Genomic DNA, 12,086 nt, shown 5'->3' with positions numbered 1-12,086 from the left:
AAGGGGGCTTTCAAGATGTTTGTAGAGCAAGCCTGGATTTTAAAACGAGCATCGTTAACACCTAAGCGTATAGCATTGGTGAATTTAGAAACACAGGAACAGTGGACTTATCAGCAATTAACAGAGGAAATTACAAAATGGAGTTGTTTTTTTGAGCGTCAAAATTTACAGGCAGGGAGTCGTGTAGCTGTATTTTCGAAAAATCACATCCAGCTTTTAGCGATCGTATTTGCCTGCGGATTACGAGGTCTAATCTACGTACCATTAAATTGGCGTATGAGTACGAAGGAATTAAATGATATTTTAACGGATGCTACGCCTTCCTTACTGCTTTACGATGAAGAAATGAATTGCCCTTTATTTTTAGAAAACATGCATCCCCTTCGTTTAGCTAATGAAGTAGGTGCGCTCAACATTAAAGAAGTAGACCTTAATGATCCTTGGTTTATGATTTATACAGGGGGCACAACTGGCAAGGCAAAGGGAGTTGTCCTATCCTTTAATTCTATTAATTGGAATGCGATCAATACAATTATTAGCTGGGGCTTAAATGATACTGATTGTACGTTAAATTATATGCCGTTGTTTCATACAGGAGGTTTGAATGCCCTATGTATTCCACTGCTAATGGCTGGCGGTACGGTTGTTATTGGTGATAAGTTCGACGCAGAAACCGCACTTAAAGCAACTAATCAGTATAAGGCGACGATTTCGCTTTTTGTGCCAACGATGTACCAAGCGATGATTGCGACGGATTACTTTAAGGAGAGTAATTTTCCTTCCGTGAAAGTATTTTTATCAGGAGGGGCACCATGTCCGTATCCGATTTATGATGAATTTTATAAAAAAGGGCTATTTTTTAAAGAGGGCTACGGCTTAACGGAAGCAGGTCCAAATAATTTTTATATTTCTCGAGAGGATGCTTATTTGAAAAAGGGTGCTGTGGGGAAGAGCATGCAATTCAATGAAGCTAAAATTATCAATAGTGCGGGAGAAAGCTGTGCGCCAAATGAAGTGGGAGAGCTATTGGTCAGAGGAAAGCATATGTTTTGCTTTTACTGGAATAATCAGCAGGAAACGGAAAAAATCATGCATGATGGTTGGTTAATAACCGGTGATTTAGCCATGATGGATGTGGATGGCGATTTTTATATTGTCGGGCGCAGTAAAGAGATGATTATTTCAGGTGGTGAAAATGTTTATCCTCAGGAAGTAGAGCAATGTATTTTGCGCCATCAGCTAGTGCAAGAGGTTGCAGTGATTGGAGTGGCTGATGAGTATTGGGGAGAAATCGTGACGGCAATTATTGCTTGCAAGGATCAGGGAGATTCGATAATAGAGGATATTAAAGAAATCTGTAGTAAGCATCTAGGTCGCTACAAAATTCCAAAAAAGATTATTTTCATCGACGAATTGCCAAAAACAAGTGTCGGGAAAATTGATAAAAAGGCATTACAAATGTATGCGAAAGCTGCGAATTAACAAAAAACGCTTGGAGATCCAGGCGTTTTTTTTGTTTCTATAAATGTTTCCTTAATTCTCTATTCGAAGAAGTCTCTTAATGATGGAGATAAACGTATATAAGACGCTATTCAACTGCGCCAGATTGTTGAGAATCTCCTGTCTAATTATGATAAAATATTGCGAGTGAAATCAGATTTTTAACGATTTTCAGTATCAAAGAATATATGAAGAAAGGGTAGTACTATTATGGAAAACGTAACAAATGGAGAAAAATTGGAATCAATAAAGTCTTTACAATCGACAATCCGCAAACTCGAAAATGCCTTGTCACAGATGACCCAGAAAGGCGCAAATACTACCTTAGTAAAGAAACGACTCAAAGCTGTATGCATTGGTTTAGCAATGCTAGAAAACGTTTGGAATCAAAGCCCCCATCATTATACCCAAGAAGATTTAGCCAAATCGCGCAATGTTCTCGCTGGTTTATTACCATCAATTGAGAACATATATATGAAGTCAAAGGTTGGTAGTCCCCAAAGAACGCTTTTAGAAAGAAGAATTAAAGCGTTGAAACTAGCTGTTCAAGCGATTGATGAACATTCAATAACTAAATAGAGTATCAGGAGCTTTAATAAGAAATCATAGTAATCCTTTTGAAGAACATATACTGTTACTTCCTTTGCGCTACGCTTTCGCAAATAAGCCATTTTTGCCCATACGCCCCTAGGAGGAATGGAAATCAACCCTACGTTGTGAATTTATTGTCTTCCCGCTGCTCACTAACAACCTTTACTATTTATAATACAAATGAGTTGTTAGTGAGCAGTGGCTATGAAAAAATAATATCAAAGGGAATAGAAATATTTCCATCTTCAATAATTTCATACAATAATTGACAATGCGATAACAGTTAAGTAAACTGAACTTAACTAAGGGTGAAATGGGGCTGATAATTCTGTGGATGATTATTTAAGAATGATAGACCAAATCAATCAAAAGTTTGAGCAGTTCAAGTTGTTAGTTTTACAAGAAATCAAAGAGGCTGAGGAATTAGAGAACTTTCACTTAACCCCTCAACAAGAAATTATAATATTTTATATTATTCGCAATGAGCCCGTAATCGCGAATGATATTGCAAATCATTTTGGTATTTCAAAAAGTGCGGTTAGCCAAGTAATTTCAAAGCTAGAAGAAATGAAAATGATCTATCGTCAAGAGAATTCAATAAACCGTAGAGAGACCTTTATTTATCTCGGGGATAGAGGTCAAGAGTTTCATCAGCTTCTAAATAAAATTGATGCCATTCTTGTGGAAAAATATTATTCGAAAGTTAGCTTAACAGAGTTAAAAAATGTTCTTGATACATTAAATAAGATTGTCGGAACTAATGAAAACAAAGGGAGTTAAGAAAATGGAGAAAAATTTGAAACAACTAACCAATCGAATACATTATTTACCGCATGATTCTGAAACAGATCGACCAATATTGTCAGCCATTTGTGGGGATGACGAAACATTAATTATAGATGCAGGAAATTCTGATAAACATGCTAAGTTATTTCTTGGTGAACTAAATCAAAATCAAATTGCTAATTATCATTCTGTAGTATTAACACATTGGCATTGGGATCATTGCTTTGGAACAAATCAGATGAATCTCTTAACCATAGCACATGAAAACACAAAAATGCATCTTGAAAAAATGATGGAATATGATTGGTCAGATGAAGCTTTAGATATTCGTGTCGAAAAAGGCCTAGAGAATCAGTTTTGCTCCGACATGATAAAAAAAGAATTTAGAGAAAACAGAAATATCACCATCACTTTACCTAATACTACTTTTAAAGATAAATATGAGATTGATTTAGGTGGTATTCGGTGTGTAGTCAAACATGTAGGTGGGGATCATTCTGATGACTCATCACTTATTTTTGTAGAGGAAGAAAAGGTACTTTTCTTAGGGGACTGCTTGTATCCAAGTGTTTACGCACAACAACCACAATATAAAATTGAAAATGTTAGACATCTATTAGAAAACATCGAAATGTTTGATGCCGAAATTTATGTACTTTCGCATGAACACCCATTTTCTAAAGACGATTTTATGGGGTATATCATGCTGTTGAAGTTAATTTGTGATTTAACAGAAAAACATCAAAGAAACCACTCGAATTTGGTTAATGAACTATCTACTCAATTAAATCGAGAATTAAGTCAGTTAGAAGAAGAAATAGTATTTTGTTTTATTAATGGGTTATCAGTAGATTAAAATAAAGTTACAAGTGGTATGTAGTTCCATTATAGAACCGAAAAAACGCTTGGATATCCAGGCGTTTTTCAGCTTTATAAATGAAATGCTTCCTTAATATTCAAAGCAACTTTTTCTGCACTCAAGTTGGTGTTATTAATCTTTAGATAGTTTGCATAATTTATTTCGCCCTCTATAGAATTTAATCTGTATTTTTCCATCGAGCTTTTCAAGTCTTTTTCAGACCATTCAATATCTCTTTTTGAAGGTTTATGCTCAAGTCGATTACCGCTTTTATTTCGTTCCAATCTTTCTGCTACATCAGCTTCAAGCTCTACAAAGTAGACAGTTCCGCCTCTAGACTCAAAAAGCTTAGCGAGATTGTCCACATAGTCCCAATCCTCCTGCATATCAAAAGCCCATACATAAGTGAAAATTAACCCATATAAATTACTTTTTGATACCTCTTCAAATATTTGCTGACGAAACAAATTTACTAATCTTTTTCCTTCAGTCGTACTATAACTAAAAAAATGACTAACTAAATCTATCGTCATATGGTTATGAAAAAGTTTCAAATCTGTTATTTTAGCTAATTCTTGTCCAACAGTCATTTTACCCACTGCTTGCGGACCAAATATTAAAACAAGTTTCATAATCTCTCCCCTTTTTAATAATATATTAACATAAATTTCAAACTTCCCCGAAAATTGAAGAATTTTTCAGTTCGCCAGCGAGAGTTGGTGGTGACATTTTGTTAAAACATACGTTATGGGGATATGTTGATTGGAGTGGAGACTGGGCGATTCCTTGGGGATTAGCGATAGAGGAACAAAGGCTAAAAACATCACGTCCTGTGATAACGCCTTCGTGACCAACATCCATTTGGCCCAAGCGGCTCATCGGACGCTCCCCGAAGAAAATAAAAATGATTCTGACTAGGACATATTCTTCTTCTAGAAAGAGCCTACCTAGAGAAAAGCAATTTCAAATCGACATAACACAAATTTATACCTTCAAGAAAATGCTTAAAAAAATCAATCCTAATATTGTCATATCTTGCTTAAGAGGAGATTTCAATCAACGATTGGAGTTTCATAAGCAATTGGCGATAGATGTAAAGAATAGCAAAGGGATCTTTGTATTAAAACTCAAAGTCGATTTGAATCATGTTTTTTGTGGAAAATCGACTTTTTTCAGTGCTCTCGATTAGCGTCACAGATGAGAACTTGGAGCGAAGCGGCTCATCGGACGCCTCAAAGAAAGCGCCAAGCCGGAACGGAAATCAACCCCACGCTTGAAAATTAAGGGGAAATCTCTGTTTATAGTTATTTAAATTAAATGATTGTGATAACTGTTATTTATTTTTCTCACAAAGGTTCCCATAATACGAACATACCAGTAAAATAGTGTAGGTTAGGGGGATTTTATTTTGAAAGATCAACGCTTTAAAATTGCGCATCGAGAGGCGCTTATCGGCATCGGGCTTGTTATCGTCAACTTTGCCATTTGGTTTGGCTTTGCTTACGGACTAGGCTCTGGTGATCCGACAAACTATACGTATGTATTCGGTTTCCCTGCATGGTTTTTCTATAGCTGCATCGCAGGGACAGGATTCATGATTATTTTAATTTGGGTCGTCTTGAAACTCTTTTTCAAAGAGGTACCATTTGACGATGAGGAGGTGGATCAATAATGCATTGGCAAGTTATTTTTCCACTGTTATTATTTTTAGTCATCATCTTTGGTATTGGTATCTGGTCAAATAAGCATATACGCTCTTCCAATTCATTTTTACAGGAATACTTCCTCGGTGGTCGTGAAATGGGAGGTTTCATCCTTGCTATGACCATGATTGCTACGTACGGAAGTGCAAGTAGCTTTATTGGTGGTCCAGGTGTTGCTTACACTAAAGGGCTTGGCTGGGTATTGTTGGCGATGGCGCAGCTTCCTGCAGGTTATTTTGTTTTAATGATTTTAGGGAAGAAATTTGCTATTATCGCAAGACGTTATCAAGCCATCACATTAATTGATTTTTTACGAGAACGCTATAAAAGCCATGTCATTGTTATCCTATCAGCCATTAGTATTATCGTCTTTTTATTTTCCGCGATGATGGCACAATGGGTAGGTGGTGCTCGTCTAATCGAATCATTAACTGGCTTAAACTACACAACTGCACTCTTTATTTTTGCCATTTCTGTATTAGTTTATGTTATCATTGGGGGCTTCCGTGCTGTTGCATTAACAGATACAGTACAAGGCTCGATTATGGTCATCGGAACGATCATTTTATTAATTGGGACAATCATCGCTGGTGGGGGAATCGATAATATTATGGCCTCCCTTGTTGCGGAAAACCCAAATCTTGTGTCTCCTTTTGGAGCAGAAGGTGAATTAACGCCATTATACGTTTCTACATTTTGGATTTTAATAGGGGTTGGCGTTGTAGGCCTCCCACAAATAGCAGTTCGTGCCATGAGCTACAAAGATTCAAAAAGCATGCATTTAGCCATTATCATTGGCACTATTGCCATTGGGACTATAATGTTTGGGATGCATTTAATTGGTGTATTTGCGCGACCAGTTTTACCGGGCATAGAAATTGGTGATAAAGTTATGCCACTGCTGACATTGGAGGTTTTACCGCCGTTTTTAGCGGGCATTGTCTTAGCAGCACCAATGGCAGCTACAATGTCTACCGTCAACGCGCTACTGATGCTTGTAAGCTCCACTGTAGTAAAAGATATTTACTTAAATTATATTAAGCCGACAGCAAACGATACGGAAATTAAGCGTGCAAGCTTTATTGTCACAACAGTTATTGGTTTAGCCGTCGTCGTGTTTGCACTAAATCCACCAGATTTATTAGTATGGCTGAATTTATTTGCTTTCGGTGGACTTGAGGCTGTCTTTATTTGGTCCGTTGTATTAGGACTATACTGGAAAAAGGCCAATAAATATGGTGCTATTGCGTCGATGATTTCGGGTATGACCTTATATATTATTATTGATCGTTTTTACCCATCCGTCTTTGGTATGCATACCGTAACAATTCCAATTGTCGCTTCTTTATTCATATTTGTTTTAGTTAGCTTATTAACAAGTCATAAATTTAAAGATGAAAAGCTATTTATTTAACTAAGAAAACGCCGTAGAGATAGAAAATCTACGGCGTTTTATATTAGAGATGGATAGAACGTCCAAAGTCGTGGATAGAACCTCTGAAATGACGGATAGCCCCTGGAGCGACGGAAAGAATCTCCGAAGTGACGGATAGAACCACTGAAGCGACGGATGAAACCTCTCAAGTGACGGAAAGAACCATTGAAGCGACGGAAAGAACCATTGAAGCGACGGAAAGAACCTTCGAAATGACGGATAGAACCTCCAAAGTCGTGGATAGAACCTTCGAAATGATGGATAGAACGTCCGAAGTCGTGGATAAAACCTCTGAAATGACGGATAGACCCTGGAGCGACGGAAAGAACCACTGAAGCGACGGATAGAACCTTTGAAATGATGGATAGAAAGTCCAAAGTCGTGGATAGAACCTTCGAAATGAAGGGTAGAACGCCCCGAAAGTTTGTCGACAAGCAAAAACGCCGTAGATAATATATCTACAGCGTTTTTTAATGAACTATTATGTAATCATAAGCATTTTTAGTTAGCAATGTAATCGTTACGATAATAAACAGCACACGTACAAAGCCGCTCCCTTTTTTTATCGCTACGCGCGAGCCTACCATTGCGCCACCAATTTGAGCTACCCCCATCAATAATCCATAAGCATAATGAATGTGCCCTAAGTAGGCGAACATCAAAAGACCCGCAACATTACTTGCTAAATTTAAAAACTTCGCATTTCCCGCCGCTTTTAAAAAATCAAACCCGATGAGTAAAAAGCTAAAAATTAAAAAAGAGCCAGTTCCAGGACCGAGAAACCCATCATAAAATCCAATGCTAAATAACAACAGCATAAATAAAAGTAAATGAGTACGTGATAAATGTTTAACTGCAGATACAGAGCCCCAATCTTTTTTAAAGATTGTATAGATCGCAACAGCAGCAAGCATGATGAGCATGAGTGGTTTTAATAATTCAGGATTGATTAAATGAACTGTCCATGCCCCAAGTAGCGATCCGACAAAAGCGAGTGGAAAGTATTTGAGAACGGAACGGATCTCTAGTTGTCCAGAACGATAAAAGGAAATAGTTGATGTTAAAGCGCCCATTGTACCGGCAAGTTTATTGGTCGCCACGGCTGCAGCCGGATTTAAACCAGCAAACATAAGGGCAGGCAAGGCAATTAAGCCACCCCCTCCAACAACTGCGTCTACAAATGCGGCTAGAAATCCGAAAGATATTAATAAGATTACTAAATTTAAATCTAATTCAAATGCCATGTTTGCACCTCTATATTTAGTTACTACTGAAATAGTAACTAAATTTCAAGTGGCTGTAAAGACTTTTTCGTAAGTAAATGATCTACAAAATTTAGATTCATGTAAACTGATTGAGGGTATTATTATTTTAAAAACGATACTATTAAATTAAGTCTAGACTGTATTTGTAACTAAGTTGAATTAAAGAGATTTCCATCACTTGAAGTAAAGGGAAAAGAGGATAGGGATAGGGTTAAAAAGGCATATATTGCGAAGTAGCCTTTGAATAAAAGGAAGAATAAAAAATATGGAGTGAAATTAGATTTCGCTCCATACTTTATATAAAAATAATAGTGTTGGTACTGCCATAAAGAGTGATAATTTTGGCTAATTAAAAAATACTTGCAACTTTAACAGCCTTTTCAAGTCCTGTTGCAATAATTTCTTCCGCTTTATCAGGGAATTGATTGTGACCTTCAATCACTATTTTCTCTAGATATTTTACACCGAAAAAGTTCATCATGCATGCTACATATTTAACAGCCATTTCTAACTCGGCTTTTGGTCCTTCAGAATAGACACCGCCACTTGCGTTTAATAATGCAATTTTCTTATCTCCAATTAGACCTACTGGACCGTCTGGTGTATATTTAAATGTTTTGCCCGCGCGGTTTAAATAATCAATATAAGTGTGTAATACAGCTGGAATTGTTAAGTTCCATAATGGGAAACCAAACACAACTTTATCAGCTGCAAGGAATTGATCTAAATATTTATCAGCAACAGCAACAGCTTTTGCTTCTTCTACTGTTAAATCTAATCCTCTACTAGCCTTGAATGTACCGTTAATCATATCTACTCCTACATATGGCAATTCTTCATTGTATAAATCAAGTTCTACCACTGTATCATTTGGATGTGATTCTTTATAGCTTGCTAAAAATGTTTCATATAATTTCACACTCACCGCTTGGTCTGCGGGACGATTGTTCGCCTTTACAAATAAAACTGTTGTCATTTTCTTTTCCTCCTGGTACTAACTCTTATGTTGTTTTAAATAGGCTGTTTTAAATAGGGAACCAAATATCTTTACAATTTCTTTGTGAAACTATACTCCATGTCTCCACCTAGAGCTTCAGCAGTATCACCAGTTTCTCTGAAGTCATGTGTATGAATTTTCTCAAAAGGACCAAAATTTACTTGCTTATAAAATTCAAAACAAGGGAATCCGTCATGTTCACCGTGAATATCGACAGTACCATCTTTTTTTACATGTACAGTTAATAGATAATCAACGGGAGGTGCATATACATTTAATGGGTTGCTGGCACTAGCACTCATTTGAAATTTGACGTCATCTGATCCCCATATAATATCAGTGCACAAAATACCGTCAGTACTAGCTTTTCCATTTTTTTTAATAATGGATCCATCGGGAGTTATAATTCTTTCCGTTGTTATGCCTGTATTTGCATATGTGAATATGTCTTTTTTATAAAAATCTACAACCGCTTCTTGTTCAATTCTGGAACGCATAGCGTTTACAGCATATGGTGTAAATTCACGTGAGTCACCTTCAAATTGAATCACGTTTCCTGTTTGAGTATCCTTCTTAGGTTCAGTCCAAGACATTGGAATAAATACACTTGCTCTAACTTTAACGATAGTATTCATGGAAACCTCCATAATTTATTTGATTAATTTACTAAATTTGTTTGGGTGTATCCTATTTCTTTTGTAATCGAATTATAGTCAACTTGATTGACTATATTGTGTATAGTACAATGTGTTTCAAATAAAGTCAACCTAATTGACTTTGTTTGAGGAGGGTTTAAGTATGAATCATGAAGGATTTAATGAGTTGGATCTTACATCACTTTTATCATTATCCTTAAGCACATCAATTAATGAACTGCATGACAGATTGAGTGTATTGGGATTTGAGGATATTAGACCTGTACATGGCTTTATGTTTAAAAGCATCATTCCCAATGGAGCTACAGGTATAGAAATAGCCGAATATTTAGGCATTACAAAGCAAGCTGTGAGCAAAATGGTGGATTATCTTGAGCAACGTGATTATGTAATGCGCAAAGCTCATCCCACTGATAAGAGAGGGAAAATTATTGTTTTGACCGAACGAGGTTGGTTAGTAGTTAATGCAAAAGAGAAGATACTAGATGAGATTGAGCAACAGTGGATTAAAAAAATAGGTGTGGAACGACTACAAATGCTCAAAGAAGATTTAAGTAAATTAGTTTATGAAATAAATGAAGGTGAATTACCAACGAAAATAAGACCTGTCTGGTAATTATTATAGAGCTTATTACAGGAACTATTTGTACACCCAAAAATAAGCGTTTTTTTCAAAATCTGGACGCAATTACGCCAAAGCGAAATTGATATAGGTTGATTGATGTGGAGACTGGGTGACTTCTTAGGGATCAGCGATAGAGGAACGAAGGCTAAAAGTATCATATCCCGTGATAATGCTTTCTGGACCTACATTGTGTAGGTCCAAGTTGGCTCATCGGACACCCCCAAGAAAGCGCCCAGTGGGAATGGAAATCAACCACACGTTATGATGAGGAGTCCGAAATATAGTTATGGAGGAATTGGATGGATGCATTAATCGCCCAATTAAAAGAACTGGGATTTACAGAATATGAAGCAAAGGCCTATACAGCACTCGTACAAAATAGTCATGTAAGTGCCTATCAAGTGAGCAAAAACTCCGGTATTCCACGGGCTAGAATATATGACATACTTGGTGTACTTGTTGAAAAAGGGCTAGTACTGAAAGAAGAAACGACAGATCAAACGACTTACTCTTCCATTCCTGTCGCTGTGTTTTTACAACAAATTCAGCAACATTGGCAATCGAGTTTCACGTCGATTAGTGCTCAATTAGAAAAATTAGAAACGAAAGAGCAAGAAGCGGAACATAAGGTTGTCATGCTAAAAGGGAAACAGGCAATTGTCAATTATTGTCAATCGTTACTAAAAAAAGCAGAAAAAAAAGTTATTTTATCGATGTGGGAAGATATGTACGATGCGTTACGGGAAGACATTCATCAGGTGGCAAAGCATATTCCTGTTCATGGGATTACCTTGTATGTGGAGGATAATGAAGCTTCCATTGACCAGCACCGTATTACTCAATATACGAGGAAAGCTTCCACGCCCCATTGGTTTATCTTATCTGTAGATGGTCAGGAAATGATTTACGGCCATTCACCGTCCAATCAAGAAACGGCTTTTATTACAAATGATCCTGTTCATATTTATTTATTAGAGGATTATATATGGCATGACGTCCTAGTCAATCGTTTGTTAAAGCGTGATGATAAGGGGCTTGAGGAATGGATTACAAAAGAACGTAAAGCCTTTTTCTTAGAGTAAATAAAATGGTATTTAAAAAAGAATCTGTAAGACATCTGAGATATTTGATTAGATGGTGCGCAGATTCTTTTATTTTTATGTAAAATATGGCTAATCACCAAAGTTGTGGATGGCATTTGTTGCTTTGAAATAAAGTTTGATCAAAAAAATCCCACAAAACAGCATTTTACAATAAATATAAAGAATCCAGTTTGAAAAAAGATTGATCATTTCGTAATGGTGTTGCTCAACAATCGCGCCCGATTGCTTAACAAGCACTTTACATTCTCCTCTTGGAAATTCATTTCCACATTAGAAGACTTCAAAAAAAATACTACAAAAAGGGGTAGCGCCAGAAAAATACAGACTTACAACGTTTAGAAATATACACGGTTTTTTACACACTAAACGGTAAGCCCTAAACGTGTAAATATTGATGTATCCAGTGTTTGCGCTTCCTGTATAAAAAGCAGTATAAATAATGTTCATAGGAAAAGCCACGAAACGTTGATTTGATATGCTCCCCATTAGGTAGACAGATTAAAAAATAAAATCTGTTTAACAAAATGGGGAGTTTTTTTCATGCCTAAAAAATCATTTTCACCAGA

Annotated in this window: 14 protein-coding genes; 9 read left to right on the top strand and 5 right to left on the bottom strand. The window is 36.5% G+C overall.

Features of this window, described 5'->3' with window-relative positions:
• The first annotated feature begins 15 nt into the window (after nt 1-15).
• The 4 genes from ACVWXS_RS03845 (at nt 16) to ACVWXS_RS03830 (ending at nt 3,733) form a co-directional block, all read left to right on the top strand.
• Complete coding sequence (locus ACVWXS_RS03845; RefSeq protein ID WP_456956194.1) at nt 16-1,482, top strand: class I adenylate-forming enzyme family protein; 1,467 nt, start codon at nt 16-18, stop codon at nt 1,480-1,482.
• A 228-nt stretch (nt 1,483-1,710) separates the two neighbouring features.
• Nucleotides 1,711-2,079: a hypothetical protein gene (locus ACVWXS_RS03840; protein ID WP_427107601.1), complete on the top strand. Its 369-nt coding sequence runs from the start codon at nt 1,711-1,713 to the stop codon at nt 2,077-2,079.
• A 342-nt stretch (nt 2,080-2,421) separates the two neighbouring features.
• Nucleotides 2,422-2,871 carry a MarR family winged helix-turn-helix transcriptional regulator gene (locus ACVWXS_RS03835; RefSeq protein WP_456956192.1) on the top strand — a complete coding sequence of 150 codons (450 nt, stop codon included), beginning with the start codon at nt 2,422-2,424 and terminating at the stop codon, nt 2,869-2,871.
• A 4-nt stretch (nt 2,872-2,875) separates the two neighbouring features.
• On the top strand, nt 2,876-3,733 hold the full coding sequence (locus ACVWXS_RS03830; RefSeq protein ID WP_456956190.1) for an MBL fold metallo-hydrolase: 858 nt from the start codon (nt 2,876-2,878) through the stop codon (nt 3,731-3,733).
• A gap of 74 nt (nt 3,734-3,807) precedes the next feature.
• On the opposite strand, the gene ACVWXS_RS03825 is transcribed toward ACVWXS_RS03830, so the two are convergent.
• Nucleotides 3,808-4,368: an AAA family ATPase gene (locus tag ACVWXS_RS03825; RefSeq protein ID WP_456956188.1), complete on the bottom strand. Its 561-nt coding sequence runs from the start codon at nt 4,366-4,368 to the stop codon at nt 3,808-3,810.
• Between the two features lie 130 nt (nt 4,369-4,498).
• Here ACVWXS_RS03825 and ACVWXS_RS03820 point away from each other — a divergent pair, with 130 nt between their 5' ends.
• The 3 genes from ACVWXS_RS03820 to panF all read left to right on the top strand — a co-directional run bounded on the left by ACVWXS_RS03820 (nt 4,499) and on the right by panF (nt 6,853).
• A complete protein-coding gene (locus ACVWXS_RS03820; protein ID WP_456956186.1) occupies nt 4,499-4,654 on the top strand; it encodes a hypothetical protein in 156 nt (51 codons plus the stop codon).
• A gap of 490 nt (nt 4,655-5,144) precedes the next feature.
• On the top strand, nt 5,145-5,408 hold the full coding sequence (locus ACVWXS_RS03815; protein WP_368634886.1) for a YhdT family protein: 264 nt from the start codon (nt 5,145-5,147) through the stop codon (nt 5,406-5,408).
• Nucleotides 5,408-6,853: a sodium/pantothenate symporter gene (panF, locus tag ACVWXS_RS03810; protein ID WP_368634885.1), complete on the top strand. Its 1,446-nt coding sequence runs from the start codon at nt 5,408-5,410 to the stop codon at nt 6,851-6,853. The genes ACVWXS_RS03815 and panF overlap by 1 nt, the downstream gene beginning before the upstream one ends.
• Before the next feature lie 38 nt (nt 6,854-6,891).
• Here panF and ACVWXS_RS03805 read toward each other — a convergent pair whose 3' ends face one another.
• The 4 genes from ACVWXS_RS03805 to ACVWXS_RS03790 form a co-directional block, all read right to left on the bottom strand.
• Nucleotides 6,892-7,251 (bottom strand): hypothetical protein, encoded by a 360-nt coding sequence (locus ACVWXS_RS03805; protein ID WP_456956183.1) that lies wholly within the window; start codon nt 7,249-7,251, stop codon nt 6,892-6,894.
• A gap of 93 nt (nt 7,252-7,344) precedes the next feature.
• Complete coding sequence (locus ACVWXS_RS03800) at nt 7,345-8,118, bottom strand: TSUP family transporter (protein ID WP_456956181.1); 774 nt, start codon at nt 8,116-8,118, stop codon at nt 7,345-7,347.
• Nucleotides 8,119-8,488: 370 nt separating this feature from the next.
• Nucleotides 8,489-9,115: an FMN-dependent NADH-azoreductase gene (locus ACVWXS_RS03795; RefSeq protein ID WP_456956179.1), complete on the bottom strand. Its 627-nt coding sequence runs from the start codon at nt 9,113-9,115 to the stop codon at nt 8,489-8,491.
• 71 nt (nt 9,116-9,186) lie between these two features.
• Nucleotides 9,187-9,771 (bottom strand): DUF3238 domain-containing protein, encoded by a 585-nt coding sequence (locus tag ACVWXS_RS03790; RefSeq protein WP_456956177.1) that lies wholly within the window; start codon nt 9,769-9,771, stop codon nt 9,187-9,189.
• Nucleotides 9,772-9,934: 163 nt separating this feature from the next.
• Between ACVWXS_RS03790 and ACVWXS_RS03785 the strand changes: the two genes are divergently transcribed.
• Both ACVWXS_RS03785 and ACVWXS_RS03780 read left to right on the top strand, forming a co-directional pair.
• Complete coding sequence (locus tag ACVWXS_RS03785; protein WP_456956175.1) at nt 9,935-10,408, top strand: MarR family winged helix-turn-helix transcriptional regulator; 474 nt, start codon at nt 9,935-9,937, stop codon at nt 10,406-10,408.
• Nucleotides 10,409-10,716: 308 nt separating this feature from the next.
• Entirely contained in the window at nt 10,717-11,499 is a 783-nt protein-coding gene (locus ACVWXS_RS03780) for a TrmB family transcriptional regulator (RefSeq protein ID WP_456956173.1), read from the top strand.
• Nucleotides 11,500-12,086: the final 587 nt, after the last annotated feature.

This window comes from Lysinibacillus sp. TE18511, assembly GCF_054062295.1.
The sequence above is the reverse complement of the archived record's forward strand: the minus strand, read 5'-3'. Positions and strand labels throughout refer to the sequence as shown.